The sequence below is a fragment of the Marinobacterium sp. YM272 genome, assembly GCF_050908845.1.
Taxonomy (GTDB): domain Bacteria; phylum Pseudomonadota; class Gammaproteobacteria; order Pseudomonadales; family Balneatricaceae; genus Marinobacterium_D.
This window is the reverse complement of record NZ_CP194171.1, coordinates 1,760,605-1,786,063: the sequence shown is the minus strand read 5'-3', so window position 1 is coordinate 1,786,063 and position 25,459 is coordinate 1,760,605. Positions and strand designations below refer to the sequence as shown.

The 25,459-nt window shown below is 58.1% G+C and carries 25 protein-coding genes and 3 tRNA genes; 8 read left to right on the top strand and 20 right to left on the bottom strand.

Annotated features, from left to right (window positions below; translation table 11 throughout):
• Positions 1-11 precede the first annotated feature (11 nt).
• Genes ACQUQP_RS07990 through ACQUQP_RS07960 form a run of 7 tightly spaced genes read right to left on the bottom strand, consistent with a single transcriptional unit; the run spans position 12 to position 6,105 of the window.
• A complete protein-coding gene (locus ACQUQP_RS07990) occupies positions 12-386 on the bottom strand; it encodes a translation initiation factor Sui1 (RefSeq protein ID WP_432698267.1) in 375 nt (124 codons plus the stop codon).
• Positions 387-419: 33 nt separating this feature from the next.
• Positions 420-1,763, bottom strand: a complete 1,344-nt coding sequence (locus ACQUQP_RS07985; protein WP_432698266.1) for a deoxyguanosinetriphosphate triphosphohydrolase — start codon at positions 1,761-1,763, stop codon at positions 420-422.
• 12 nt (positions 1,764-1,775) lie between these two features.
• A complete protein-coding gene (locus ACQUQP_RS07980) occupies positions 1,776-2,390 on the bottom strand; it encodes a YigZ family protein (RefSeq protein WP_432698265.1) in 615 nt (204 codons plus the stop codon).
• A gap of 47 nt (positions 2,391-2,437) precedes the next feature.
• The gene (gene phrB, locus ACQUQP_RS07975) at positions 2,438-3,835 is read right to left on the bottom strand and encodes a deoxyribodipyrimidine photo-lyase (protein WP_432698264.1); all 1,398 of its coding nucleotides are present in this window, start codon (positions 3,833-3,835) and stop codon (positions 2,438-2,440) included.
• A gap of 29 nt (positions 3,836-3,864) precedes the next feature.
• Positions 3,865-4,836 carry a DUF1722 domain-containing protein gene (locus ACQUQP_RS07970; RefSeq protein ID WP_432698263.1) on the bottom strand — a complete coding sequence of 324 codons (972 nt, stop codon included), beginning with the start codon at positions 4,834-4,836 and terminating at the stop codon, positions 3,865-3,867.
• A 10-nt stretch (positions 4,837-4,846) separates the two neighbouring features.
• Positions 4,847-5,503: a ChrR family anti-sigma-E factor gene (locus ACQUQP_RS07965; RefSeq protein ID WP_432698262.1), complete on the bottom strand. Its 657-nt coding sequence runs from the start codon at positions 5,501-5,503 to the stop codon at positions 4,847-4,849.
• A complete protein-coding gene (locus tag ACQUQP_RS07960; protein WP_432698261.1) occupies positions 5,503-6,105 on the bottom strand; it encodes a sigma-70 family RNA polymerase sigma factor in 603 nt (200 codons plus the stop codon). Before ACQUQP_RS07960 ends, ACQUQP_RS07965 begins: the two co-directional genes overlap by 1 nt.
• A gap of 124 nt (positions 6,106-6,229) precedes the next feature.
• Between ACQUQP_RS07960 and ACQUQP_RS07955 the strand changes: the two genes are divergently transcribed.
• From ACQUQP_RS07955 to ACQUQP_RS07945, 3 genes are read left to right on the top strand one after another with little or no spacing between them, the layout of a single operon-like run.
• Positions 6,230-7,591: an NAD(P)/FAD-dependent oxidoreductase gene (locus tag ACQUQP_RS07955; RefSeq protein ID WP_432698260.1), complete on the top strand. Its 1,362-nt coding sequence runs from the start codon at positions 6,230-6,232 to the stop codon at positions 7,589-7,591.
• Entirely contained in the window at positions 7,588-8,388 is an 801-nt protein-coding gene (locus tag ACQUQP_RS07950) for a DUF1365 domain-containing protein (protein ID WP_432698259.1), read from the top strand. The genes ACQUQP_RS07955 and ACQUQP_RS07950 overlap by 4 nt, the downstream gene beginning before the upstream one ends.
• The gene (locus tag ACQUQP_RS07945; RefSeq protein ID WP_432698258.1) at positions 8,375-9,610 is read left to right on the top strand and encodes a class I SAM-dependent methyltransferase; all 1,236 of its coding nucleotides are present in this window, start codon (positions 8,375-8,377) and stop codon (positions 9,608-9,610) included. The genes ACQUQP_RS07950 and ACQUQP_RS07945 overlap by 14 nt, the downstream gene beginning before the upstream one ends.
• Positions 9,611-9,757: 147 nt before the next feature.
• Here ACQUQP_RS07945 and ACQUQP_RS07940 read toward each other — a convergent pair whose 3' ends face one another.
• The gene (locus ACQUQP_RS07940; RefSeq protein ID WP_432698257.1) at positions 9,758-11,686 is read right to left on the bottom strand and encodes an FAD-dependent monooxygenase; all 1,929 of its coding nucleotides are present in this window, start codon (positions 11,684-11,686) and stop codon (positions 9,758-9,760) included.
• Between the two features lie 141 nt (positions 11,687-11,827).
• On the opposite strand from ACQUQP_RS07940, the gene ACQUQP_RS07935 reads away from it, so the two are divergent.
• Both ACQUQP_RS07935 and ACQUQP_RS07930 read left to right on the top strand, forming a co-directional pair.
• On the top strand, positions 11,828-12,577 hold the full coding sequence (locus ACQUQP_RS07935) for a helix-turn-helix transcriptional regulator (protein WP_432698256.1): 750 nt from the start codon (positions 11,828-11,830) through the stop codon (positions 12,575-12,577).
• Between the two features lie 315 nt (positions 12,578-12,892).
• Positions 12,893-13,900, top strand: coding sequence for an LLM class flavin-dependent oxidoreductase (locus tag ACQUQP_RS07930; RefSeq protein WP_432698255.1), 1,008 nt, complete (start codon positions 12,893-12,895; stop codon positions 13,898-13,900).
• A gap of 95 nt (positions 13,901-13,995) precedes the next feature.
• Here ACQUQP_RS07930 and ACQUQP_RS07925 read toward each other — a convergent pair whose 3' ends face one another.
• Together ACQUQP_RS07925 and ACQUQP_RS07920 are read right to left on the bottom strand one after the other, a co-directional pair.
• Positions 13,996-14,421, bottom strand: coding sequence for a nuclear transport factor 2 family protein (locus tag ACQUQP_RS07925; RefSeq protein ID WP_432698254.1), 426 nt, complete (start codon positions 14,419-14,421; stop codon positions 13,996-13,998).
• Positions 14,418-15,191 carry an SDR family NAD(P)-dependent oxidoreductase gene (locus ACQUQP_RS07920; RefSeq protein WP_432698253.1) on the bottom strand — a complete coding sequence of 258 codons (774 nt, stop codon included), beginning with the start codon at positions 15,189-15,191 and terminating at the stop codon, positions 14,418-14,420. Before ACQUQP_RS07920 ends, ACQUQP_RS07925 begins: the two co-directional genes overlap by 4 nt.
• 192 nt (positions 15,192-15,383) lie before the next feature.
• Here ACQUQP_RS07920 and ACQUQP_RS07915 point away from each other — a divergent pair, with 192 nt between their 5' ends.
• Positions 15,384-15,962: a peptidylprolyl isomerase gene (locus ACQUQP_RS07915; RefSeq protein ID WP_432698252.1), complete on the top strand. Its 579-nt coding sequence runs from the start codon at positions 15,384-15,386 to the stop codon at positions 15,960-15,962.
• A 65-nt stretch (positions 15,963-16,027) separates the two neighbouring features.
• Here the strand turns inward: ACQUQP_RS07915 and ACQUQP_RS07910 are convergent, their stop codons facing one another.
• The 5 genes from ACQUQP_RS07910 to ACQUQP_RS07890 are packed head-to-tail and all read right to left on the bottom strand — an operon-like array spanning position 16,028 to position 19,579.
• On the bottom strand, positions 16,028-16,486 hold the full coding sequence (locus ACQUQP_RS07910; protein ID WP_432698251.1) for a YiiD C-terminal domain-containing protein: 459 nt from the start codon (positions 16,484-16,486) through the stop codon (positions 16,028-16,030).
• On the bottom strand, positions 16,479-17,042 hold the full coding sequence (locus ACQUQP_RS07905; protein WP_432698250.1) for a nitroreductase family protein: 564 nt from the start codon (positions 17,040-17,042) through the stop codon (positions 16,479-16,481). The genes ACQUQP_RS07910 and ACQUQP_RS07905 overlap by 8 nt, the downstream gene beginning before the upstream one ends.
• Before the next feature lie 12 nt (positions 17,043-17,054).
• The gene (queF, locus tag ACQUQP_RS07900) at positions 17,055-17,879 is read right to left on the bottom strand and encodes an NADPH-dependent 7-cyano-7-deazaguanine reductase QueF (RefSeq protein WP_432698249.1); all 825 of its coding nucleotides are present in this window, start codon (positions 17,877-17,879) and stop codon (positions 17,055-17,057) included.
• Positions 17,879-18,652, bottom strand: a complete 774-nt coding sequence (locus tag ACQUQP_RS07895; RefSeq protein WP_432698248.1) for an ABC transporter permease — start codon at positions 18,650-18,652, stop codon at positions 17,879-17,881. The genes queF and ACQUQP_RS07895 overlap by 1 nt, the downstream gene beginning before the upstream one ends.
• A 9-nt stretch (positions 18,653-18,661) precedes the next feature.
• Entirely contained in the window at positions 18,662-19,579 is a 918-nt protein-coding gene (locus ACQUQP_RS07890; protein ID WP_432698247.1) for an ABC transporter ATP-binding protein, read from the bottom strand.
• Positions 19,580-19,731: 152 nt separating this feature from the next.
• Here ACQUQP_RS07890 and ACQUQP_RS07885 point away from each other — a divergent pair, with 152 nt between their 5' ends.
• On the top strand, positions 19,732-20,121 hold the full coding sequence (locus ACQUQP_RS07885; RefSeq protein ID WP_432698246.1) for a PA2817 family protein: 390 nt from the start codon (positions 19,732-19,734) through the stop codon (positions 20,119-20,121).
• Positions 20,122-20,224: 103 nt separating this feature from the next.
• Here ACQUQP_RS07885 and ACQUQP_RS07880 read toward each other — a convergent pair whose 3' ends face one another.
• Complete coding sequence (locus ACQUQP_RS07880) at positions 20,225-21,637, bottom strand: peptidoglycan DD-metalloendopeptidase family protein (RefSeq protein WP_432698245.1); 1,413 nt, start codon at positions 21,635-21,637, stop codon at positions 20,225-20,227.
• 511 nt (positions 21,638-22,148) lie between these two features.
• Between ACQUQP_RS07880 and ACQUQP_RS07875 the strand changes: the two genes are divergently transcribed.
• Positions 22,149-23,327, top strand: a complete 1,179-nt coding sequence (locus tag ACQUQP_RS07875; RefSeq protein WP_432698244.1) for an MFS transporter — start codon at positions 22,149-22,151, stop codon at positions 23,325-23,327.
• Between the two features lie 52 nt (positions 23,328-23,379).
• Here ACQUQP_RS07875 and ACQUQP_RS07870 read toward each other — a convergent pair whose 3' ends face one another.
• From ACQUQP_RS07870 to ACQUQP_RS07855, 4 genes are all read right to left on the bottom strand, one after another.
• Positions 23,380-24,576 carry an MFS transporter gene (locus ACQUQP_RS07870; RefSeq protein WP_432698243.1) on the bottom strand — a complete coding sequence of 399 codons (1,197 nt, stop codon included), beginning with the start codon at positions 24,574-24,576 and terminating at the stop codon, positions 23,380-23,382.
• A 592-nt stretch (positions 24,577-25,168) separates the two neighbouring features.
• Positions 25,169-25,244 (bottom strand) — tRNA-Gly (locus ACQUQP_RS07865).
• 32 nt (positions 25,245-25,276) lie between these two features.
• Positions 25,277-25,352 (bottom strand) — tRNA-Glu (locus ACQUQP_RS07860).
• 30 nt (positions 25,353-25,382) lie between these two features.
• A tRNA-Gly gene (locus ACQUQP_RS07855) sits at positions 25,383-25,458 on the bottom strand.
• Between the last annotated feature and the right edge of the window lies 1 nt (position 25,459).

Sequence of the window (25,459 nt, the reverse complement as noted above, 5' to 3'; positions counted from 1 at the left end):
ACCTTTCCCTGTTATCCGCCGGCCAGTTTGACCTTGAAGCCCTCGGCCTCAAGTACCTGCTTGATCGTATCGCGATGATCACCCTGAATCTCGAGAACACCCTCTTTCAGCGCACCACCGGTACCACAGCGTTGCTTGAGCTTTTTCAGCAGCGCCTTCATCTCTTTTTCAGCCAGGGGTACACCGCTGATGGTGATCACCCCCTTGCCCTTGCGCCCTGCCGTTTCACGACGAATACGCACAATGCCGTCCAGCGAGGCCAGGCGCTCTTTTTCCGCCAGCTCATCGCAGATGCAGGCGCTCAGCTCTTCGCCGCAGCCGGGGCAAAGCCGCCCCTTCTCTGTAGAATAAACCAACTTGCCGAGCTGATCCTGAAGTGAAGCCATAAATCTCTATCCTGTATCTAAGTTCTGTAGGCATCAAAGCCCGATGCCACCGCCGATCTGGCGCGCCAAATAGGTTGCATAGGTATCGGTCATGCCGCCGATGAAATCCAGCGCGCGCATATAGCGTTGATACAGCGGCATCTCCGCTACCGGCGCATGGATCCCCATCAGATTAAGTATCTTCTGACTGCGATAGCCAAGCTCATCCCGGCCACGGCTATGCAGCTCCCACACCGCTTCAATAAAGGCGTCGAGCAGAACGCCCAGGGTGGTGTAGGCGCCCACCTCCAGCTCCGCCTTGCGGGTATCGGGGAAGACCCGCTCGCTGGCGATCCGCTTGGCGCGCAGGATACCGTCCCGCACCATGGGATCGCCATCGATCACCAGTTCGCCCTGGTATTCACCACTGAGGATAGCCGCCTCGTTAGCCATGAAGGCACTGACCACGGAGTTGACCATATTCTCCATCGCCTTGCCGCGCAGGGCCGAAATCTTGCGCCGCGCCGAGGCCTGGGTGGAGAAGATCTCATCATCAAACTCCAGATCACCGCAGAGCTCCAGCAGGATCGGTTTGACCTCGTCGAAGCTCAGCAGATGCAGCTCGATGGCGTCTTCCAGGTCCAGGATCGCGTAGCAGATATCATCCGCCGCCTCCATCAGATACGCCAGCGGATGACGGCTCCAGCGGTTCTCGCCCTGGCGGATCATGCCGAGCTCACGCCCCAGAGCATTGAGCACCTCGGCTTCGGTCTGAAAGGCGCTGAACTTGCCTTTTTTGCCGCCGTATTCTGCGGTCCAGGGGTATTTCAGCAGGGTGCCCAGGGTCGGGTAGGTCAGGCGCAGGCCGCCATCAAACAGGTTGTTTTCGATCCGCGTTACCACGCGAAAACCCTGGGCATTCCCCTCAAAGGTCTGCAGATCAAGCCGTTCCGCATCGCTTAACTCGGCAAAACGGGCGTCGTCCGCGCGGCGGCGAAACCAGTCGCGAATCGCGTATTCGCCAGCGTGGCCGAAGGGGGGATTGCCGATATCGTGGGCCAGGCAGGCGGACTGCACAATGACGCCGATATCATGGGCCGTTACCCAGGGCGGCAGCTGATCGGCGATCAACTCGCCGACGCGTATGCCGAGACTGCGGCCAAGACTGCCCACCTCCATGGAGTGGGTCAGCCGGGTATGGATATGATCGTTCAGCGCCATCGGGTGCACCTGGGTCTTGCGACCGAGGCGACGAAAAGCACTGGAGAAGATGATGCGGTCGTGATCCTTGTGGAAATGGCTGCGTCCCACCTCCTCATCGATCACCCGTTCATGGCCATAGCGCTTGGTGGTCAGTAGATCGGCCCACTGCATCCGCATGCTTGTCTCCCTAGACATCAAAAATCCGCCCTAAAGCTCCACCTTGTAGCTGACACCCAGATGGCCCCGCTCGTCCAGCGCCGCCGTCAGATCATCCAGGTTACGCTGTGGCAGCTGCAGGTTGAGACTGACATCAGCGCCATAGTCACTGCCACCGACGCTGGCCTCGAACCGGCCGATCAGAGAATCGATGATCCCCTGCTGATCGTATGGAAAGCGCAGCACGAGCGCTGCCATCGGCTCCCTCGCTTCCAGCGGCCACTCGGCAAGCAGCTCTTTCACCGCGGCGCCATAGGCCCGGACCAGACCACCGGCACCGAGCTTGATACCGCCAAAAAAGCGGGTCACGACCACGCAGACATCGCCGACCTCCTGCCCCATCAGCACATTGAGCATCGGTTTGCCGGCGGTGCCTGAGGGTTCGCCATCGTCATCGCTGCCGGCGGCCCGCGGCTTGGCCGGCGCGCCGATCACGTAGGCGGAACAGTGGTGATTGGCGGAGGGAAAGCGGCGCCGCTGAGAATCGATAAAGGCGCGCATTTCAGGTTCTGATGCCACCGGTACGCCGGTGGCGATAAACCGGCTTTTCTTGACCTCGGTTTCAACCTCGAACTCGCCCACTGGCACCCGGTACTGCCCTTCCACACACTTCTCCCGCCTGGTTTCAGGCGCTCTATGGTAAGGAATCGGCTTCAGGACTGGTAGTCATCCAGGCTCGCAGCGCGCGCCTTTTTGTAGTCGATCACCGGTTCCGGTCGCCCGATGGATGCACCGGCACCGGGTTGCTGGCGCGCCTTGCCCGCTTTCACCGCCCTGAGTTCCGGTAACCAGTGCGCCACGAACTCGCCATCCTGGTCGAACTTCTCTCCCTGGGCCCGGGGGTTGAAGATACGAAAATAGGGCGCCGCATCGGCCCCCACCGAGCTGCTCCACTGCCAACCGCCCAGGTTTGAGGCGAAATCCGCATCGATCAGGTGGCGCATGAAAAAGTCGGCACCCAGGCGCCAGTCCACACGTAGCAGCTTGGTCAGAAACGAAGCCACCACCATGCGCAGGCGGTTGTGCATCCAGCCGGTTTCCAGCAGCTGCTTCATTGCCGCATCGACGATGGGAAAACCGGTCTCGCCCCGACACCAGGCATCAAAGGCCTGATCGTTCTGCAGCCAGCTGATCTTCTGCTCTACGTCAGGCCGGAACGGCTCCAGCCGCGACAGCTCAGGAAAGGCCACCAGCAGATGGCGATAGAACTCACGCCAGATAATTTCATTCAGCCAGCTCGACTCCAGCCAGTCGCGCGCCCCCGCCGCTGCCCGCAGCGCTGCCATGCACTGGCGCGGCGATAGCGCGCCGATAGTCAGGTAGGGCGAAAGTGACGAGGTAGCCTGCAGAGCGGGGAAGTCCCGCTTTTCGGCATAATCGGGTTCGCGCTCATCGATAAAGCGGTTGAGACGTTCACTGACCGCAGTTTCACCCGCCGGCCAGAGGTCGTTGCGATAGCTCAGCGGCTTGTAATCCAGGTCATCGGGTAAGGGGTCGGACGCAATCGCCGTGGGCTTTTGCGCTGAAGGTGCCTGGAGTACCGGGCGGTCAAAATCGGCCAGTCGCCTGCGCCAGGCGCGGCTGAACGGTGTGTAGACCTTGAACGGCCCGCCCTGCCCCGTCAGCACCTGCCCTGGCGGGATAATCAGTTCGCCGTGAAAGCCGCGCACCGATACCCCGTCCGCTTCAAGCTGCTCACAGACGGCCTGGTCGCGGTTACGCTCATTCAGGGGGTACTCGTAGTTAAACGCCAGCGCGTCTGCTCCCAGCTCTTTTGCCAGCCCGGCAAGTGCTGTGGCACAGCCCTCGAACGAGCCGGGGCTGAGAACCTTGAGAGGAATATTGAGCGCTGCAAGCTCTTTGGCCACCGACGCGAGCTGGTCACGCCATAACCCCATCCTTGCCGCAGACTCACCATGAGCCTCCCAGCTTTGCGGTGTCAGCGTCACCACCGCCAGGGTTTTATCCGCCTGGTTACAGGCCCAGGCCAGGGCCGGATTATCGGTCAGTCGAAGATCGTTGCGCAACCAGACCAATGAAAGCTCAGACATGTATCAGCATTCCAGTATTCGAAAAGGGCTCAGATGTAGTTGCGAAGCCCCAGCTGATGGGGATAGGGGTTCAGATAGGTCTGTTCGCAGATATAGTCGCCGCCATAACGTTTCAGGTAATGCTTGAGAATCACCAGCGGCGCCACCAGCGGCACCTGGCCAAGACGGTACTCCTCGATACTGTCGATCAGCTCCTGCTTGACCTCCGTATCCAGCGACTTTTTCATGTAACCGAGCATATGCATCAGCACGTTGGTGTGGGTCTTGCGCGTGGCTCTGTGGCTCATGTGACGCATAAAGGCGAGGATGTACTCGTGCATCGCCTGTTCCAGTGGCAGCTCGTGGGCCTCGGCCAGATAGCGCCCCAGCTCCCGGTAACCCTGGTAGTGATGCGCCATCAGCAGGTACTTCTGCCGGCTGTGGAACTGGATCAGGTTATGGTAGCTGGGATCGCTCTCGACACTGGTGATCCAGTCGTCATAGGCGAATACCCGGGCGATAAAGTTATCCCGCAGCACCGCGTCGTTAAGCCGTGCTTCTTCCTCGAGCGGCAGCGCCGGATTGGCCTCGCGCAGGGCACGTACAAAGATGCCGGAATCGGAGGTATTGGGCATACCGTTGGGATGGTAGACCTTGACCCTTTCCATACCGCAGCTGGGCGACCCCTTCATCAGCACATAGCCGCGCAGATGGGAGCGCTCGGCGGCAATATCCCTGCCCGCCTTCAGCAGCGGCTCGGTCACATCGATGCTGGCATCGACAGTGCCGAGCGCCCGGGGTGTTTCGTCGGCTTCGCCCACCAGACGGATCGGCTCACGCGGGACGCCCAGGCCGATCGCCATCTCCGGACAGAAGGGCTCAAACTCGAAACAGTCCGAGAGCACATCGATGCAGTAACGGGAACGCTTGTGGCCACCGTTGTAACGTACCTCCTGCCCCAGCAGGCAGCTGCTGATGCCCACCGGTATTTTGCGCTCCATCTCTATCTTGCTGTTGGGCATGACCGCTTCCTTAAAGGCCGATAAACGGCTGCGCCAGTCGACCCATCAGGCCGGTGAAACGCAGCGGCGCATCGGTGGCGATAAAACAGATACACTCCTGGTCGGTGTCGACGATCGGCTGATGGTTCACCTCGGTGTCCACGTCGGCCACATCGCCGACGCAAAAGCGACCCAGCTCGTCACTGTAGGAGCCCCGCAGTATCAGCGTCAGTTCATTTCCCTTGTGGCTGTGGTGCGGCACGGAGACACCTGGGGCGATCCGCAGCAGGCGCGTGGCGCCCGGCCCCTCAAGCTTGAGATCGTACTGCTGGACGCCGTAACCGATACGGCGCCACTCCAGCGCATCCAAGGGTTTGCCCAGGATCGATGCCAGCGGCGCCGGCAGTCCAGAGTCAGGGTTCGCGTCCGCCACTGCCACCTGTTTACTGACCTCGGGCTCGGCATCGTCAAGCCGCGCCATCAGTGTCTCCAGAGTACCCACTTCCAGCTCCGCCGGCTCGATCTCCTCCAGCAGTTCACCGCCGACACAATCGGCCTGGCGCGCCCGTCCCCGGCACTCCTCGCACCAGCACAGGTGAGAGCCGACCAGCAGCGACATGCCCCGGGGCAGAGATCCGCTGCTGTAGGCAAGCAAGGTGGCGTCATCAAAGTGGTGACGAATGTTCATTAATGCGCCTCCCAATGTTGTTTCAGTTTATCGAAGGCGAGCCTGAGTCTCGATTTGACGCTGCCCAGCGGAATACCCAGCTGTTCCGCAATCTCGGAATGGCTCTTGCCCTCGTAATAGGAGAGGAACAGCACCTGGGCCTGGGCTTCCGGCAAGGTGGCGATGGCCGCTTTCATCCGCTTTTCCAGCACCGCGTGCTCACCCTGGTGGCGGTTATCGGGATCGGCCTCGTCCTCGGGGAGCTCGTACTCCACCGCCTTTTCACGCCGCATCCGGTCGATACAGAGGTTTCGCGCCAGCGTGTAAATCCAGGTACTGGCGCTGGCTTTACTGGCATTAAACATGTGTGCCTTGCGCCAGACCGAGAGCATCGCCTCCTGGGTCAGCTCCTCGGCACTGGCAACCGGCATGCCCAGGCGAATAATGTACGCCTTGATGCGCGGTCCAAAATGACTGAACAATTCGGCGAAAAGTCGCTTGTCCCGGCTCTCGGCCAGGGCCGCCAGGGTGCGGGTCCAGTTTTCACGTTCCCGCGTCTGTTGGTCACGGGTCAGATCAGCTGCTGCGGTCACTTTCTTTCCCTCAGGCTCGTCTTCCAGCATTCAAGCTCCTTACGTGCGTACCCGGTGGGTGGATCAGTCATTGAACCTGTTTTCGCGGTGATCCATCTTAATCGATCCCGGCGTATCAGCCAGAAATTACGCTTCCCCTCAGGGAAATCGACTTATGAACGTCAGAATTATGCGCCCACTCAATATCGCTGTTATCGGCTCCGGCATCTCCGGAATGGCCTGCGCCTGGCTGCTCAACCAGCACCACCGCGTCACCCTGTTCGAGAAAGATGATCGCACCGGCGGCCATTCCAACACCGCGACGCTGGAACTTGATGACGGCAAGGTGCCTGTGGACACGGGGTTCATCGTATATAACCCGGTGAATTACCCCAACCTGGTGAAACTGTTCGACCATCTGGGAGTAGCCACCAGCGATACCGACATGTCGTTTGCGGTTTCCAGCCAGGGGGGTCGCCTTGAGTATAGTGGTTGTGGACTGGGCGGTTTTTTCGCCCAGCGCTCCAATCTGCTGCGGCCCGGGCACTGGGGCCTGCTGCGCGAAGTGCTGAGGTTTTACAAGGAAGCACCGATGCTGGCGGAGCAGGCGTTAACCGGCGCCGAAACGCTCGGTCAGATGCTTCAGCGTCGCGGCTACAGCCGCCCCTTCATTGAAGATCACCTGATTCCCATGGGGGCTGCCATCTGGTCCACCCCGGCGGATCAGATGCTCAACTACCCGGCACTGACCTTCCTGCGCTTCTGTCAGAACCACGGCCTCGTGCAACTGAAGGATCGCCCCCAGTGGCGCACCGTTCAGGGTGGCAGCCGTGAATATATCAAACGTCTGCTGGCACCGCTGTCGCACAACATCCGTCTCAACAGTCGCATCCACCGCATCCATCGGGAAGGCGGCCGGGTCGTGGTCGAACACCTGCATGGGCAGAAAGAAAGTTTCGACCATGTGGTACTTGCCTGCCATGCGGACCAGGCGCTGGAGCTGCTCGCGGCACCTACCGCTGAGGAGAAGCGCCTGCTGAGCTGCTTCCCCTACCAGCGCAATCGCGCGATCCTGCACAGCGATGCATCTCTGATGCCGAGGCACCGCCGTGCCTGGGCCAGCTGGAACTACCTGTCAGCCCCGGGCCATGACAATAACGCCTTGTCGGTGACCTACTGGATGAACCAGTTGCAACCGCTCAACACCCGGCACAACCTGTTCGTGACACTGAACCCGCTGAAGGAACCTGCCACCGATAGGATCCATCGCAGCTACCTCTATGACCATCCGCAGTTTTCCCAGGCGTCGATCGAGGCCCAGGGGCAGCTCTGGGGGCTGCAGGGTCAGCAGAATACCTGGTTCTGCGGTGCCTGGTTCGGTTACGGCTTCCACGAGGATGGGCTGCAGTCCGGGCTGGCGGTTGCCGAGGCTCTTGGCGGCGTCAAACGCCCCTGGACCCTGGACGAACCCAATAACCGGATCCAGGTGCACGAGAAGATTCGTCCGGGCAAAGCCGTGGCAGAGGCGGTGGCATGAATCTCACCAGCTGCCTTTACAGCGGGCATGTGATGCATCACCGCTTCCGCCCAAAACGGCACAGATTTATCTACCGGGTGGTTTCCTGGCTGATCAATCTGGACGAGCTGGACGAGCTGGACCGCTCGCTGACGCTGTTTTCCCTGGGCCGTTTTAACCTGTTTTCCTTTCGCGAAAGCGACCACGGCGATGGCTCGGGCCGTCCTCTGAAAGCGCAGGTAAAACAGTTGCTCCAGCGTAACGGCATCGACACCGGCGATGGCCCTGTGCGTCTGCTCTGTTACCCACGCATCCTCGGTTACGTATTCAATCCACTCAGCGTCTACTTCTGTTACGACCCCGACGAGCAGCTGCGAGCGGTACTCTACGAGGTCAGTAACACCTTCGGGCAGCGCCACAGCTACCTGATCGAAACAGACGAGGACAGCGATCCGACAGCAATCCGCCAGTCATGCGATAAAGACTTTTACGTATCCCCGTTCATGCCGATGCAGGCAGGCTACCAGTTCCGCCTGCACGCACCGGATAACCGGGTTGCCGTCTGTATCCGCCAAAGCGATGCCGGCGGCAGCCTGCTACACGCCACGTTTACCGGCGAACGACAGGCACTCAGCAATGGCGCACTGGTAAGTACTTTTCTGCGCTTTCCGCTGATGACGCTGAAAGTGATCGCCGGCATCCATTGGGAAGCGTTCCGCCTGTGGCGCAAGAGAGTCCCGCTGCAACCACGCCCGCAACCGCCAGGCGACGCCGTTACGTTGATAAGAACCAGGAGGCTGGAACATGAAACCCGCTGAGTATTCACAGATGAACCCTGCAGCTCTGGCCCCCAAAGCAGGCTGGTTTAACCAGCGCTGCCTGGAAACCATCCTGAAACATATGCCGCGTCTCGAACGGGGGATGCTCGACCTCTACCTGCCAGATGGCCAGCGGCTGACCTTCGGCCAGGCCAGCCCGGCAGAACCCCACGCTGAGCTGAGACTGCACAGCTACCGCCCGCTGCGCCGTATTCTGCGCGGTGGCCTGATCGGTTGGGCTGAAGGGTATATGGAGGGGGAATGGGATTCTCCAGACCTCAGCGCGCTGATTCGCTGGGCCGTGCACAACGAAAGCGCCATGGCCGAGTTTCTCGACGGGCACCGGCTGATGAAACTGATCAACCGTCTGTTTCATCTCAGCCGCAATAACTCCCGCCGCGGCAGCCGCCGCAATATCGCCTACCACTACGACCTGGGCAACGACTTCTACCGCCTCTGGCTCGACCCGAGCATGACCTACTCGGCAGCGCTGTTCGAGGAGCATGAATCTTTGCAAGCCGCGCAGCTGAACAAATACCGTCGCATCTGCCGCATGCTGAAGCTTCAACCGGGCCAGCAGGTGCTCGAGATCGGATGCGGCTGGGGCGGCTTCGCCGAGGTGGCGGCTGCGGAATTTGGCGTGCGGGTTCACGGTATTACCCTGTCGCGGGAACAGCTGGAGTTCGCCCGGGAGCGTGCACGCGAAGCGGGTCTCGAAACCCTGTGCAGCTTCAGCCTCACCGATTACCGAGACCTGAGCGAGCGCTATGATCATATTGTCTCTATCGAGATGTTCGAAGCGGTGGGAGAAGCCCACTGGGCGGGTTATTTCGACACCCTCAAGCGCTGCCTGAAACCCGGCGGCGAGGCGGTCCTCCAGGTCATCAGCATCGCCGAAGATCGTTTCGAGAGTTACCGCCGCGGCGCCGATTTCATCCAGCGCTACATTTTCCCCGGCGGCATGCTGCCAAGCCCCTCGGTGATGAAGTCCTGCCTGAGGCAGCAGGGTCTGAGCCTGGAAGAAGAGCTGCTGTTCGGTGCGGACTATGCCCGCACCCTCGCCTGCTGGCACCGCGCCTTCGATGAGCACTGGCCTGCGGTCCGCGATCAGGGCTTCGACGAGCGCTTCCGCCGTATGTGGAAATATTATCTTTCCTACTGCGAAGGTGGATTCCTCGAGGGCACCATCGATGTGGGCCTGTATCGGTTGAAACCCCGCTAAGCCGGGTCGGCTAGAAATAGCCGGATACAAACCCAGCCAGAATTCAGGATAAATCTGGAGAGCGGCATTTTTCTGGCGTGGGGACAGTGAGAAAGACCAACCTGTCCCCGATATCTGATCACACCCCGGGTGATAGAGACGCCCCCGTTAAGAGATCATAAATTCATCAAAAAACGCACTCAATTCAGCCTGGGCATTGAGGGGCAGGATGTTAGCAATATGCTGATCGGGTCGAACCACAAGCATACAACCAGCGGATCGATCTATGCCGCGCTGCTCAAAAATATCCATTCCCTCTTCGGTCTGGAATACCTTTTCATAATCTCTCAACCCGTATTTGCCTTTGGCTGGCCACAGATAATCCGGCAATTGCTCGATGGAAAGATTCCGTTGCTGGAAGACGGCATAGACGTCAATAACCGAGTCGATATCCGCCCCTTCAGGCGTATATTTTCGTACTGGCGAAGCACTGTCATTTTCAAGAAACCTGATCAGCTTATAGGCATCCGACGCGGTATCCACGGGGCTGTGTTTATCGCCAAAAATAAACACACGCCAGCGCCCATCGGCCTTTACCAGCTGTCCTAAATGTTGCGGCCTACCATCCGCCAGACGTGCCGCTTCGGCCGAATGGAAGCGTTGGCCAACCCTGAAGCCGGTGGCCAGGTGCTGGTTATCAGCACCGGTACAGATATATGACAAATCGTAGCCGATGGATGTACCCGCTATAAAACCATTCTGTCTGGCGATAAATTTCTCTATATCCGCCGTACAGGTCTTGGCCTGGCCGGCGTTATTCCCGGCACTGGGACGAGTGGCAACCAGCGCTGACATTTCCCGGTCGGCGTTAATCAGCATCTGCGCCACTTTGCGCCGCTCTGACGCATAGGTCTGCAACAGTTTCGGCTGCGACCTGCCTTGCAGCACCGCGGCCAGTTTCCAGCCCAGGTTAAAGGTGTCCGGCAGTGATGTATTCAAGCCCCAGCCTCCCTTGGGGCTGTGGGTATGGCAGGCATCTCCGGCAACAAATGCACGCGGGATAAGTCCCTCCGGATTACCAACGGGGGTGTCATCAAAGCGCTCGGCGACACGCTGCCCCACCTCATAGATTGACCACCAGGCCACTTCCTTAACATCCAGCTGATAAGGATTCATGATCAGCTTCGCCCTGGCGATGATGTCGTCGACACAGAGATCAAGTTGCGAGGCACGCTGCCCCCTGTCCAGTAGACCGAGCTCGACATAAAGCCGCACCAGGTAACCGCCTTCGCGGGGTATCAGCATAACCGCACCGTTTTCCCTGGACTGGATAAAGCTTTTGACCCGGATGTCGGGAAAGTCGGTGACCAATAGAACATCCATTACACCCCAGGCCTTATTGGCCGAGTCGCCCTGCAGGGCTATGGATAGATTTTTGCGCACCGCACTGCGTGCACCATCACAACCCACCACATAGCGCGCTTTGACCGTTTCCACCTGGGTCGATTGTGCAGGGTAGTCTCGCTCGAAGGTTGCCGTCACCGGGTAGGCATCAAGATCCTGGCTGCGATCGGGATCCACATTCAGTTCAAGCAGTCGACAGCTGTAATGTGGAACAAGGTGAGTGACAGAGTTCTCCATGCCCTCGAGCAGGATATCGTGCAGTCGTGCCTGGTTAACAACCCCATGGATAAACTCCGAAAGACCAAGCCGTGCATCAGGCACTTTGTGTGTACGCTTTATATTTTCAGGCTGTTCGCTATCAGGCTCCCAGAATGCATTCTGGTGTAGCTGATAGGTTTCTTTAACCAGCATTTCACTGCTGTTGAATGCTTCCATGATTTCCATTGTGCGGCAGGAGATACCGTCAGCCTGTCCAAACAACATGGGGCCGGGTTTCTGTTCAACGATACAGGTCTTTATATCGGCGAAATCCGCAAGCTGCCTTGCCAGCGCCAGGCCTGCAGGTCCACAGCCGACAATAAGCACATCCACCTCACTGGGCAGCGCCATCATGGGTGGCGCAGTGGCTGGCTCTCGAGCTGAATCGGGGATCTGATAATTACCAGGCTTAAAACCGTTGAGATGGTACTGCATCACGTACTCCTGGGGCGGAAAGCCCATAGTCGCTGAGGGTCCGGTTGGATTTATCTGCCCTCATGTTTTTATGTGTGACGCCAGTGTAAGATCCCTTTACCCTCACCATGCCCCCATAAAATAGGGACAAAAAGTTAAGCTATGAACGACTCAACGTCATACAGTTCATTCATCGCAGATACCGCACTTTGCGTTGACCGCCTGGGCACTGCTGAGTTTTATCCCCGTTTTTTTCAATTGATGAAAGCAATCGTCTCGGTTGATCAGTACATGGTGTTTGAATTCTCACCTTCTGGAGACCAGGTCGCCTGCAGGCTGGCACATAACCCTGACGATCCGGATCTGGGTTTGAAACTCGCGGAGCAGTATGTAGGAGGAGGTTTTCTGGAGGACTCGCTTTTACAAACCCTGAAACGGGAAATTATTGATGACCCGGACAGATCCGCCATCGTCTTTATGCAGAAGCGCTCATTACCGCCGGTCTATCGAAGAGACTTCTTTAATATCCCCGCGTTCGACGCCAAGTTTTCCTTTGTCGTTGTCGACCGGGACACTCACCATCTGTTTTACGTAAACTTTTACAGTCGGGAGAGCAGTTCACTTGATACAGATGCTCAGGCACGGCTGCAACAGGTGGCGCCGTTAATTAAAAGTTTGCTACTAAAACATTTCAGAGAGGAGAGAACGCTGCGTGGAGCGAAAAACTCGCTGAGAATTGCAGGACTTTCTGATCGCGAAGCACAGATCTGCGAAATGATCATGAAGGGTCATACCGCTAAAACGATAGCCTTAGCCCTTGAGCTGAGTGAGTCGACAATCGTCACCTATAAAAAACGCGCCTTTGAAAAGCTTCGTATAAGCCGAAAATCCGAGCTGATCGCCTTCGTTTGAATAAACCGGCGTTTATCGCTTTCCGCCCCTCCCAGCTGGACCTTACCCTTCTCGCCTCTTCTGCCAAGGGGCAGATCGACAAACGGCAACGGGCTGTCATCTGCTTTCTCACCAAGTTGCCAGACCCCAGGTCGAACGCCGATGACCATCTTCGGATAAAACAACCCAATAGAGGGAGGGTCACGGCAGTACTGCTCCAAAAACCTTTGAGCCGGCCTCAATGTCGACTTGAAACCTGTATCCCTTGGGTAAGAAGCCTGCATTTCCAACCCGGCCGAAATTAGTTAATATATTAACTTAATATAGGAGTGCGTCATGTCTTTCAAGCTGTCTGTTGTCGATCAGTCCCCGGTCCACGGTTCTCACGCCAAGCGGGAAGCCCCCTCCCTTTCCGTAGAACTTGCACAGTTGTGCGATGCGCTGGGCTATCACCGCTACTGGGTAGCGGAACACCATAACAGCGTCCACTTCGCCAATCCCTGCCCGGAGATTCTGGTGTCCCATATCGCTAGCGTCACTCAGCGTATCCGCGTCGGCAGTGGCGGCGTCATGCTCTCCCATTACAGCCCGCTGAAAGTGGCCGAATGTTTCACCATGCTGGCCACCCTGTTCCCGGACCGTATCGACCTTGGCGTGGGGCGTGCGCCGGGCGGCGACACACTGAGCTCCAGCGCACTCGCCCTGCCCGCCAAACCCAATCACGGCGAGATGTATGCTCAGCAGGCGCAGCTGCTGGAAGGTTTTCTGCACCAGACACTGCCGGACGCTAACCCCTACAGCCAACTCAAGGTGATGCCGGACAGCAGCCCGACACCAGAACTCTGGATGCTCGGCTCCAGCGGTGGCAGTGCAGGGCTGGCAGGGCATCTCGGTTATAACATCGCCCTGGCACGCTTTATCGCCCCCGACAACTGCCAACCTTCCATCTTCGACACCTACCGGGAGGAATGGGACAAGGCCGGCCATGAGCGGACGCCCAACATGATGCTGGCGATAAGCTGCATCTGCGCGGATACCGAGGAAGAAGCCAAACTCCGTGCCGGCACTGCAGTGTACCGTAAGTTTGCTTCTCAGTTGGGTCAGCGCGAGGACTTCCTCTCCCCCGAGGAAGTACGGGCCCGCTACCTCAGCATGCCTGCATCACACCAGGCGCAGTTTGACCATATTCTCAACGGCTATACCGTCGGCACACCGGAGCAGTGCTGGCAGGAGATTGAACAGCTATCAGATAGCTTTGGCTGTGACGAGATCTCCGTAGTCGCCGTCACCTACAGTCAGGAAGAGCGACTGGACAGCTACCGTTTACTGGGTCAAAACCTGTAACTGGATCAACCCAGCGGCGAGCCGACCGGTTCGCCCTCACAGTGGGCTGAAGCGGTAATCGTTGCGGATGCCGGTACTGCAGGGCAGACGGTTTATCACGCCGCTATACGCCGGTAGACCCGGCGTAACAACCCGCCAATCACCGGCAAGCGCAGGTAGATCGGCCCACTGTCCCAGTAGTCGAGATGTTCACTGATCAACCCCTGGTGATCAAACGCCAGGCGACTCACCCCTTCGGCGCTAAACTCACCAAGCACCGGGAGGCGGGCTTCAAACACCCAGCGGATATAAGCCTGTTTACCGTGCAGAACCTGCTCGCTGACCCGAAACCGCGGTTCCCCGCACTGCTCGAACATATCCTCCAGCACATGCCGCATGGCTGGCCAACCCGTGACGTCGTTGAAGGGATCACGGAAGTGAATATCTGCAGTTACCAACGGCTGCAGCTCGTCGAGCCGGTCCGGAGCCAGATGATCAATCAGCTCGCAGTAACGTTCCAGGGTTTGCTCCATCTTGCTCATAGACCGGTCTTTCTCTTTATCAGGCTGAAATAGAGTCGATAAGGCAGCAGCCGCATCAGTTTCACCAGCATAACAAAGCGGGTTGGGAAGGCGATCTCGAACCCTGTGCCTTTCAACCCTTTGATAATCGCCTGCGCTGCCTCTTCCGGCTCTATCAGGCAGGGCATCTCAAAATCGTTGCGATCGGTCAGTGGGGTACGCACAAAACCGGGGTTGACCAGGCGCAGGTCGATATCGCTACCGCTCAGTTCACAGGCCAGGGACTCTGCCAGGTTGATCATCGCCGCCTTGCTGCCACCGTAGGCAGCTGCCGTGGGCAAGCCGCGGTAACCGGCCACCGATGCCACCAGCGCCAGTGTGCCACTGCCGCGCCGGTGCATGGCGGGCAATAGGAGCTCGAGCAGGTTGGTGATACCGAAGTAGTTAACCTCCATCAGCTTGCGGCAGGTATCGGCGGAGAACTGATCCGCCGGCATCGGCTGATGGTTACCGGCACTGAGGATCACCAGATCGGGCAGCCCTTCACGCCGCAACAACTCCTGGAAAGCGTTATCGGCTGCCGCCCTGTCGGTCACATCGAAGGGCAACGAGATGATCGGACCTTGCTCTGACCTCTGTCCGGCATCAGCGCTCACCTGGTGAAGTTTTTCTGCATTTCGCCCGCTGATCACCACTCTATGGCCCAGTGCCGCCAGTGCCAGCGCGGTGGCGCGGCCGATACCGCTGCCACCTCCCGTAATCCAGACCAGCTGGCAGGTATCGTCAAGCATGGTGTACCTCCTTGTCTGCAGATACGTTGGCGGAGGACTCGCGGTTCATCCTAACCTAAGCCAGTATTGCCCCGGCTCTCGGCGCTAAAGGTCAAGCGGCGCGCATAAAATGCGGTCGCATCGCACAGACCCCTTGTCGGGAGACGCAAGCGAGGTCATCCTTTGCAGAAATTCAACGCAAGGAGATACGCAATGAAGCGGCGTTTTGGACTACTGGCTCTTCTGCCCCTGATGCTGGCCCCGCTGGCCCAGGCGGATGAGCGGGTACAGCTTGAGACCTCCATGGGGGCCATACAGATCGAGCTGTACGCGGATAAAGCCCCGAAAACCGTTGCCAACTTCCTGGAGTACGTGAACAGCGGCTATTACGACGGACTGATCTTTCACCGCGTCATTCCCGGTTTCATGATCCAGGGCGGGGGTATGGATGCATCCATGCAGCCGCGTGCCAACCGGGCACCGATTGAAAATGAATCTGACAACGGTCTGAGCAACCAGCGCGGCACACTGGCGATGGCCCGCACCCGTAATCCGGACAGCGCCAACAGCCAGTTTTTCATCAACACGGTGAACAACCAGCGCCTGGACGGTATGCCTGGCAAGCCCGGCTACACGGTGTTTGGCAGGGTGGTTTCAGGCATGCAGGTGGTCGACAGTATCGGCAATGTGGAAACCACCACCCGCGGGCCTTTCCGTGACGTGCCGGTAACACCGGTTGTGATCGAAAAGGCGACGCTGATCTCCATGCCCCAGGCTAGCGAATCCCCTTAATCGTAAACCTGTCAGGCCGGCGGCGGGCGTTGCTGACCAGGGTTAGCGATGACGCCGCCACGGCGTTATCGCTTGATCGCGACGTATCGCCCCTGCATGGAACAAGCGGCCTGACCGTCGCAGATTACGTCGATCTGCAGATCCAGGCGACCACGCCCACGCTCGGCGATACGGTTAAGAAGATGGTCGCGGTCCGCCTGAGACGGCAAACTTACTCGGGCCGAAAAGGCATCCTTGATCGGCGCCTTGTAACTTTGATGGGCATCGGCGATCACCACGTCGCAGTCCAGCCCCTGGTCGCGCAGGTAAAGTGTGGTCAGACACCAGCCGGCCAGCGTAGCCAGGGCGGAGATGGAACCGCCAAAGCCGGTGCCCTTGTCATTAACGTTAGGCGCCAGCGGCACATGCAGCTCAAGCGTACGGCCATCAAAGTCGAGACGCTCGATCTGCATCGATGTGGTCAGCGGGATGCTGCGGTAGAGCCAGTCCAGAAATTGAACCGGATCCGTAGTGAGATCAGCCATGGGCAGGCCAGTCGGCAATCAGCGCCGCGGTATCTGCAGCGGGCACCGGTTTTTCTTTTACCACGCTGCCGAGGTACACAAAGCCGATGATCTCTTCGTGATCAGCCAGCCCCAGCCCCTGCGCCACGCGCGGATTAAACGCCAGTGCACCCGAGCGCCACATGGCCCCGACGCCCTGGGCACTGGCGGCCTGGATAACCGCCTGGGCGGCACAGCCAGCGGTGATAAGCTGCTCACTCTTTGGCACTTTGGGATGCTCCTGGGTCACGGCAATGGCGACCAGGATCATCGGTGCGCGCTTCGGCATATTGCGCAGCTTGGTGATCTGCGCCTCGGGAAGATCAGGGTCATCCGCCAGCGACGCCTGGATGAAGAGCTCACCCAGGGCATGCAGCCCCTCCCCTTCCACTTTAAGAAAACGGTAGGGCTTGAGCGATCCATGATCCGGTGCCCGGGCAGCAGCCCTGAGCATCAGCTCCAGCTGTTCCGCTGAGGGCGCCGGCGCCTCCAGCATCGGGCTGGAGGTGCGGCTGATCAGCAGTTCCAGTGCATCCATAAGGTACTCCTTTTACTGACGCGACAGACGGGTGTTGAGCGGCTCGTCCTGGATACTGGTGCGGTAGGGATTGATATCCAACCCGCCACGGCGCACATAACGTGCATAGACACTCAGCTTCTGCGGCCGGCAACGGCGCCAGATATCCATGAAGATATTCTCCACGCACTGCTCGTGAAAATCACCGTGCTCACGGTAAGAGACGATGTAGGCCAGCAGCCCCTTGCGATCGATCTGCCCACCCTTGTAGCGAATCTGCACACTGCCCCAGTCCGGCTGACCGGTAACCGGGCAGTTGGACTTCAGCAGATGACTGACCAGGGATTCAGTCACGGTTTCGCCGCTGCAGGTCAGCAGCGAAGGCGCCGGTGTGTAGTGCTCCACATCGATATCCAGTTCATCGATGCAGCGTCCCTCCAGCGGCCCCACTCTCACCGGTGCATCAACACGGGTGATCCGCACAATCACAGGTGCACCCGCGGCCTGTGACAGATCCTGTTGCAGGTGTGACTGCACCTCCTCTTCACTGCCAAAGCGGGTGAGGTTGTAGGAGTTCAGATAGAGCTTGAACGACTTCGACTCGATAATATTCGCGGAGTTTGCAGGGATGCGGAACTCGGCCAGGCGCACCACCGGCTTGCCCCGGCTGTCCAGCCAGGAAAGCTCGTAGGCGTTCCAGATATCCACGCCACGGAACGGCAGCGTAGAGCGGTCAACGCCCTGAGCCTGCCAGTTGATATTGCGGGCGATGGGATAAAGCAGTGACGGGTCGTAGCGGTTAACGTAGCGCGTCCCCTGGCCCAGCGGTGACTGCTTTACCGATTCATGTTCACTCATCAGTTGCGGATGCCTTTACCTATATTGAGAAGGTGCAGCGAAAAGCCGGCCAGAACAACGATAAATACCAGGATCATCGTGAACGCAAAACCGACATTGATATCACTCACCCCGAGTATGCCGTAACGAAAGGTGTTTACCATATACAGGATAGGATTCAACTGAGAAACCCCCTGCCAGAATGACGGCAGCAGCTCGATGCTGTAGAACACCCCGCCCAGGTAGGTCAGCGGTGTCAGCACGAAGGTCGGGATGATCGAGATATCATCGAAGGTGGTGGCAAACACGGCGTTGATGAAACCGCCGAGGGCAAACACGATCGAGGTCAGCAGTACGATACCGATGGTCACACCCAGGTGATGGATCTGCAGATCGGTAAAGAACAGCGACAGGATGGTGACGATCAGGCCCACCGCCAGGCCGCGCGCCATACCGCCGATCACGTAACCGGTCAGGATGACCCAGTTCGGCACCGGCGCCACCAGCAGCTCCTCGATATTGTGCTGGAACTTGGTACCAAAGAAGGAGGACACCACGTTACCGTAGGAGTTGGTGATGACCGACATCATGATCAGACCGGGGACGATGTACTCCATGTAATCGAAGCCACCCATCTCACCGATGCGCGAACCGATCAGGTTACCGAAGATAATGAAATAGAGCGTCATGGTGATCGCCGGCGGCAGCAGGGTCTGTGGCCAGATCCGGGTAAAACGACGCACCTCCTTGACCACAATGGTCCAGAAGGCGGTAAACAGCAGTTGGCTGTGCATAGATATTCCTTACAGATTCTTGTCGACGAGCGAAACGAACAGCTCTTCCAGGCGGTTGGCCTTGTTGCGCATACTGGCCACGGAGACGCCCTGCTGGGACAGCTGGGTAAACAGGGTATTCAGTCCCTGGGATTTCTGTACATCCACTTCCAGCGTATGAGCGTCGGTCAGGACAACCTTGTAGCCTTCGATCTGCGGCACCGCCTCCAGGTCCCCATCCAGATCGAGGATGAAGGTTTCCATGTTCAGCTTTGCCAGCAGCGCTTTCATCGAGCTGTTCTGTATGATCTCGCCGTGATCGATAATCGCGATGTTACGGCAGAGGCTCTCCGCCTCTTCCAGGTAGTGGGTGGTCAGTATGATCGTCGTGCCGGCGGCGTTGATCTCCCGCAGGAACTCCCACATGGAACGGCGCAGCTCGATATCCACCCCGGCGGTGGGCTCGTCGAGAATCAGCACGCGCGGATCGTGCACCAGAGCGCGGGCGATCATCAGGCGGCGCTTCATACCGCCGGAGAGCATGCGGGCCCGCTCGTTGCGCTTGTCCCACAGGCCAAGCTTCTGCAGATAGAACTCCGCTCGTTCCTGGGCGCGCTTGGCGGGAATACCGTAGTAACCGGCCTGGGTCACGACAATATCAACCACTTTCTCAAACGGGTTGAAATTGAACTCCTGGGGCACAACACCCAGGCTGAGTTTGGCCTTGGTCAGCTCCTTGTCGATGCTGTGCCCGAATACGGAAACCGAACCTTCGCTCTTGTTAACCAGTGATGAGACAATACCCAGCGTGGTGGATTTACCCGCCCCATTAGGGCCGAGCAGGGCAAAAAAATCGCCCTCTTCCACTTCAAGGGAGATACCTTTAAGTGCCTCGAATCCATTACCATAAGTCTTGCGCAGATTTTCAATCTTCAGCGCTGAAGTCATAAACCGCCTTCTTTAAACTATATTTTTGCATTACATATCGGACCACTAATGTGGGGCCGTTACCGGAAAAATCAACGCCTCCCCCTTGTGTTCGGCCGCTGCCGGCTCCATCCACCAAGGGGCAAACCTACTCTGTAAGACCTGGAGCACGCGTGACCGACTTTCACACCTACCATCTCAACCTGATGAAGCTGGCGTACAACAATCTGATCAAGCAGCCGCCGTTCAACGATCCAGCCATCAAGGCAGACGATGCCGAGTTTCTCGAGCAGTTTGAGGCCCTGGCAAAGGGGTTCGAGAAAAACGAAACCTGGGCCTTTGAAGAGGGACAGCAGATCCTGTCCCGCCTTGTACGCGCCTACCCCCACCTGGTTCACCTGGTGGCGAGAGACCTGTTCTGGCTATTCGGTGGAGAGTGCCTGCACCACATGGCCGATGAAGAGCTGGAACGATTCGCCGAACTGGATGAAGCCCGTGCCGAGGCAGAGCGCAAGGGAGAACCGTTCGACTACCTGAGCGAGCGTACGCGCCTGTTCAACTAAGCAGCAGTAACAACCTTCCGGGGTCAGCCGCGCGCCGGCCTCGCAGCAAAAAAGCGGGACCGCTCAAGCCTGCGCCCGAGCGGTCCCGCTTTTGAGCAGTCACTTAGAGTGAGCGGGCGTCTTTGCCCGACTCTTCCGCACGCTGGGACAGCATCAGGCCATCACCCGGCTGAGCCTCATCCATCCGCGCCAGGTATTTCGCCAGCAGACCGTCGAACTCTTTGCGGCTTTTGCCTTCCAGACGTTTGGCGATGGGGATCGCTGCCTTCATTGCATTTACCGGACGCCCGGCAATGCGGAATTCATAATGCAGGTGCGGACCGGTGACGCGGCCACTGGACCCGGACAGGGCAATTTTCTGTCCCTGGCCAACCCGCTGCCCCTTTTTAACCAGCGCCTTGCTCAGATGCAGATAACGGGTGGTATAGCGATCGCTGTGCTTCACCTCGACATAGAGCCCAGCATACTTGTGGTTGACCACACGGGTCACGACGCCGTCGCCAGCCGACAGAATCGGTGTCCCTGAACGCATCGCGAAATCGGTACCGTTGTGCGGACGTGACAGGCCGGTCACCGGGTGATGCCGGTTGGGATTAAAGTTGGAAGATACTCGGTGCTTGCCGTTGAACGGGTAACGCAGGAACGCCTTGCTCAGGCTACGGCCGTTCTCATCGTAATAGCTGCCGTCGTAATAGAAGATCGATACCGGCGAGCGATTAGCCATCATCCGCACCGCTTCAACCTTGGATTCTCCGGTGGCCTGGCCATCAACATACTGGCGCGACACCAGCACCTCGAAGGAATCTCCCTTGCGAATATCGCGGCTGAAATTGATTTTCTCTTTCAGCAGGCGGCTAATCTGATAAACGTCCCGAACATCAAGCCCCTCCGACTCTGCATCGACAGAGAAGCTGCGGCCGATTTCACCGGTGATCGCAACCTGCTTCCACTCACCCGGCAGGCGCGTTTCTTCGAACTCGAAGCCGGCATCCTGTTTACGCTTGTAGGTCACCTTGTGGGCGATGGAGAACTTCAGCTCAAGTCGCTGCAACTGCTCTTCGTTCACATCAATCAGAAGCTCCACGCCCGGTTTGATATTGTCGAGCGCGAGCACGTTTTCGTCCGCCTCAACCACCTGATAAAGATCGGCCAGCGGCAGATTCAGCTTCTCGAAGATGCCGGTAAGGGTATCGCCGGGCTGAATCTCATACGCCCACATGCGGGATTCATCGACACTGTCACTGGCCTCTTTGGCGGCCTCATCAGCCGCGTTCACAACCGGCTCATCCGGCACAGCCGCCGGTGCGCTCAGCTTGGGCACTTCCAGCGGCACCAGGACACGATCGCCCTCGATCATCGCATCACCGGCAACCATGTTTGCCTGCGGTTCTTCACCGGGAAACACCAGCAGCACAATGAGCGACAGAGAGAGAACGGAAAGCACCGCACGATAGGCGATGGGAAGTTGTTTAAAAAAACCGATACTGGAGCGCGAAAAAGAAGATAATTTTTTCAAAATAAACCACCTGGAATCAGACACAGGTAAAACGGAATACCACTGGTCACCCAGTATCCGTTAATTCGAGCAACATTTCGAGTAGTATATTAAATAAACAGCAACAGGCAACGGGATAGACTGCTTCGCACGCTTTTCAGCTGCATATCTGGCCAAACGATGAGCCCCATATCCTACACGCCCTCCCTTCAGTTGTATTAATGCAAAGGAGCGATATCTGCTATCAGATTTCACCTGTTAATCGCGCGACCCGGTTTATTTAAAATAGTTCACTTAATAACCTAGCTGCTGGCTTAACGCCCGCGCTCATCACTCTGCGCCAGCGACCTGCAAAACCGGTAAACCCGCACAGCGCAACAAGCCCCCGAATAAACGATACGCGCAGTCAACGCCAGGTTAATCGATCCGGCTGCGACAACATTTACTTTGAGAAGGCCCTTGCCACTGCGCCTGTATCCCGCATCAAGCCCGGGTGCACCCGGCCTTTTTTTGACAGCCCGTGAAGAGAAAGATGACAACAGAGACCCGCACTGAAGACTCCAGGGCAACGCTGTTTGCACTGGCCGCCGGCACTTTCAGCATAGGAACCACCGAGTTCGCACCTATGGGACTATTGCCGATTATCGCCGATGGCGTTGATGTTTCGATCCCCACCGCCGGCACCCTGGTCACCGCCTATGCCGTTGGCGTGATGATCAGTGGACCGATTATCACCCTGCTACTGAGCCAGATCAGTAAACGTGCCGCACTGCTGGCCCTGATGTCCGTCTTTATTATCGGCAACCTGATTTCCGCCATCGCACCGGATTATCTCTGGCTGATGGTCGGGCGTGTTATCACCAGCCTGTGCCAGGGCGGCTTCTTCGGTTTTGGCGCCGTTGTCGCCACCCAGGTTGTCGTAAAGGAAAAACAGGCCAGTGCCGTCGCCACCATGTTTATGGGCGCAAGTATCGCTAATATAGGCGGCGTCCCCCTGGCCAGCTGGATCGGTCAGGAGTATGGCTGGCGCATGGTCTTTATCTGTACGGCTATGCTCGGCGCATTTGCCATGCTAACGCTCTTCAGGGCATTACCCCGCGGTGAAAAGGGCTATAAACCGGATATGCTGTCGGAGCTTAAATCGCTCATGCATCGGGAGATGCTGACCGCGGTATCCCTCACCGTGCTTTTTGCCAGCGCCTTTTTCGCACTCTATACCTATGTCGCGCCACTGCTGCAGCAGATCACCGGCGCCTCCGGCAACTTTATTACCGGGATGCTGCTGCTTATCGGTCTGAGCCTGACCGCCGGCAACTGGCTGGGCGGAAAACTGGCCGACTGGTCACTGGATGGCGCCACCGCCATCGGCAAGGCGCTGCTTTGCGCCTCATTACTGCTGGCACCACTGTTTATGACAAGCCATACCGGTGCGGCACTGACTCTGTCGGTATGGGCCGTGGCCGCCTTTATTATCGTTCCACCGCTGCAGCTCAGGGCGATGCACGCCACCGCCGAGGCACCGAGCCTCGGTTCGGCGCTGAATATGTCCGCCTTTAACTTCGGCAACGCCATCGGCGCCATTGTGGGCGGCAGTGCACTGCAACTGGGGTACGGTTACAACGCCATCCCCCTGGCCGGAGGAGTGATCGCAGCTGCCGGCCTGGTGCTGCTCTGGCTCGCCCGACGCTCACGCCCTGCGGCGGCCGCCTGAGACAAAAAAATCCCCGCCGTGCAGCGGGGACTTTTTTCGGCCGATAGGGTTTTCAGGATATGGCCTTCACCCGCTCGACTTTACGTCCGCTGACCGATATCAGAATCACACAGCAGGCCAGCGCCGCCATCGCCCCGTATGCACTGAGCACCTGAACCAGGCTGTAACTTTCCGAGAAGCGACCGGCTATCAGTGTAGGAATCGCCGCGCCGGTATAGGACGTTGCATAGATAAGACCCAAGACGTTGGCCCGCTCTTCGAGCGTCACTTTGGATACGATCGAGTTAATACTGCTGCTAAGCAGCGCCCCCTGAGCGATACCCGCACAGACACTGGCGATCAGGAAAGGCACCAGCAACCCCTTGTGCAGCGTCAGAATCAAGGCGCCGATAAACAGGGTAAAAGCCACGATGCCTATGCGCTGCGCATTGGCCACGGACACCCGCCCCGCCAGAGATGCACCTATGGGGCTGGGCGCCATGATTGATGCAAACACCAGAGCCGCAGCCAGCGCGCTGGCTGAATGCAACTGTTCCATCGCCATGGCCGGTCCGAATGCCTGGAAAAAGCCACCCAGCGCCCAGGTCGGGACAAAGACAAACACCCCGATTCTGAATGCCTGACGGGACGGTACCGGTAGCCCGAGCTGAGGCTTCAACGATGATAGAACCCCTGGTTTGCGGGTCATGGTTTCCATGCTGTTGAAACATAGCAGCAGACAGAGCGCGAGAACGCCGAGAATAACGATATAGGGCAGCACACGCGGATCACTGCCGTAATCGACCAGCGTTCCCGAAACGATTCCGCCCAACGTCAGCCCCGTCATGGGACCACAACTGAGCACCGCAGGTGCCAGCCAGGCAGGCCTCTCCGGTGCCGTATCCACGACCCAGGCGGCCAGCGCGGTGGACGCCAGTCCGCAGGAAACGCCCTGCAGAAAACGGCCAACCAGCAGTGGCAGCGCACTATGCACATTCAGAAAAGAGACCGCAGCCACCGCCATCAGCAGCAGGGTTAAAAACGCCGAAATCCTGCGGCCAAAATGGTTCGACAGGCGCCCAAAAAACAGCAGCGACGAAACCGCCCCAACGAAGTAAACCACAGCACTCAGGGACAGGTCGGTGTAACTCAGACCATCCTGTGTCCGATAAAGCCCGTACAGAGGTATTGGCGTTGCAGACGCTGCATAGGTGGCAATCAGCGACACACTGGCCGCAGCAAAAGCCCCTTTTCTACCAAAACGCTTCAATTCGACAACTCCTTATAATCGACTCCAGCCCCATCGCCCCGCTGAAGGCAGAGATGAAATCACGGACAGCATCCGCATAACCAGCATCAAATCGGCAACAAGCACATGCGGACAACAGAAAAGTATGTAAAGGAAGAGCGGCACAGAACCGGAAAGCGACAGCACCGCTTAAACAGCCCGCTCACGCCCGGGAATATCCAGGCCGGCAACAGCAGGTGTATTGGCTAACCAGTCTGCTGTAAAAGGCATCAATTGATAACTCCCTCAAATCCGCAATAAGCCATGAACAGGGCTCATAAGCGGCAGATCACCGCAACAGCCAGCCCGCGCGCCGCACATATAGCTTTACGGAGTTCCAGGGAAGAAGAAACGGGAAACCTGACTCATCCCTGCCGGCGCTCGAGTCCCGAACCAAACGCACAAACAAAGGGGCACATATCTACGAAGCGCAGAAATCAGAATTTAAGATGAGATTAAAATTTGGAGCGGGAAACTGAACCGGCCGGCGCTCCGATCGCGAGCCCAACGAATAACAAGCGGAGTCGCCCATCTACGTTAGCGTACGATTAGAGTTTACTGAGGATATAAAATCTGGAGCGGGAAACGAGACTCGAACTCGCGACCCCAACCTTGGCAAGGTTGTGCTCTACCAACTGAGCTATTCCCGCTTGTAGATCCAAACGCCAGAGAGCGTTTGAAATGGCGTCCCATAGGGGGTTCGAACCCCTGTTACCGCCGTGAAAGGGCGGTGTCCTAGGCCACTAGACGAATGGGACGCAGCCTGGAAAACGATACCGGTCAAATTTTGGAGCGGGAAACGAGACTCGAACTCGCGACCCCGACCTTGGCAAGGTCGTGCTCTACCAACTGAGCTATTCCCGCA

Bases quoted from the DNA above. Each gene is read 5' to 3' on its own strand.
- ACQUQP_RS07990 (WP_432698267.1), bottom strand. From the start codon at position 386: ATGGCTTCACTTCAGGATCAGCTCGGCAAGTTGGTTTATTCTACAGAG.
- ACQUQP_RS07985 (WP_432698266.1), bottom strand. From the start codon at position 1,763: ATGTCTAGGGAGACAAGCATGCGGATGCAGTGGGCCGATCTACTGACC.
- phrB (WP_432698264.1), bottom strand. From the start codon at position 3,835: ATGTCTGAGCTTTCATTGGTCTGGTTGCGCAACGATCTTCGACTGACC.
- ACQUQP_RS07970 (WP_432698263.1), bottom strand. From the start codon at position 4,836: ATGCCCAACAGCAAGATAGAGATGGAGCGCAAAATACCGGTGGGCATC.
- ACQUQP_RS07965 (WP_432698262.1), bottom strand. From the start codon at position 5,503: ATGAACATTCGTCACCACTTTGATGACGCCACCTTGCTTGCCTACAGC.
- ACQUQP_RS07960 (WP_432698261.1), bottom strand. From the start codon at position 6,105: ATGCTGGAAGACGAGCCTGAGGGAAAGAAAGTGACCGCAGCAGCTGAT.
- ACQUQP_RS07955 (WP_432698260.1), top strand. From the start codon at position 6,230: ATGAACGTCAGAATTATGCGCCCACTCAATATCGCTGTTATCGGCTCC.
- ACQUQP_RS07950 (WP_432698259.1), top strand. From the start codon at position 7,588: ATGAATCTCACCAGCTGCCTTTACAGCGGGCATGTGATGCATCACCGC.
- ACQUQP_RS07945 (WP_432698258.1), top strand. From the start codon at position 8,375: ATGAAACCCGCTGAGTATTCACAGATGAACCCTGCAGCTCTGGCCCCC.
- ACQUQP_RS07940 (WP_432698257.1), bottom strand. From the start codon at position 11,686: ATGCAGTACCATCTCAACGGTTTTAAGCCTGGTAATTATCAGATCCCC.
- ACQUQP_RS07935 (WP_432698256.1), top strand. From the start codon at position 11,828: ATGAACGACTCAACGTCATACAGTTCATTCATCGCAGATACCGCACTT.
- ACQUQP_RS07930 (WP_432698255.1), top strand. From the start codon at position 12,893: ATGTCTTTCAAGCTGTCTGTTGTCGATCAGTCCCCGGTCCACGGTTCT.
- ACQUQP_RS07925 (WP_432698254.1), bottom strand. From the start codon at position 14,421: ATGAGCAAGATGGAGCAAACCCTGGAACGTTACTGCGAGCTGATTGAT.
- ACQUQP_RS07920 (WP_432698253.1), bottom strand. From the start codon at position 15,191: ATGCTTGACGATACCTGCCAGCTGGTCTGGATTACGGGAGGTGGCAGC.
- ACQUQP_RS07915 (WP_432698252.1), top strand. From the start codon at position 15,384: ATGAAGCGGCGTTTTGGACTACTGGCTCTTCTGCCCCTGATGCTGGCC.
- ACQUQP_RS07910 (WP_432698251.1), bottom strand. From the start codon at position 16,486: ATGGCTGATCTCACTACGGATCCGGTTCAATTTCTGGACTGGCTCTAC.
- ACQUQP_RS07905 (WP_432698250.1), bottom strand. From the start codon at position 17,042: ATGGATGCACTGGAACTGCTGATCAGCCGCACCTCCAGCCCGATGCTG.
- queF (WP_432698249.1), bottom strand. From the start codon at position 17,879: ATGAGTGAACATGAATCGGTAAAGCAGTCACCGCTGGGCCAGGGGACG.
- ACQUQP_RS07895 (WP_432698248.1), bottom strand. From the start codon at position 18,652: ATGCACAGCCAACTGCTGTTTACCGCCTTCTGGACCATTGTGGTCAAG.
- ACQUQP_RS07890 (WP_432698247.1), bottom strand. From the start codon at position 19,579: ATGACTTCAGCGCTGAAGATTGAAAATCTGCGCAAGACTTATGGTAAT.
- ACQUQP_RS07875 (WP_432698244.1), top strand. From the start codon at position 22,149: ATGACAACAGAGACCCGCACTGAAGACTCCAGGGCAACGCTGTTTGCA.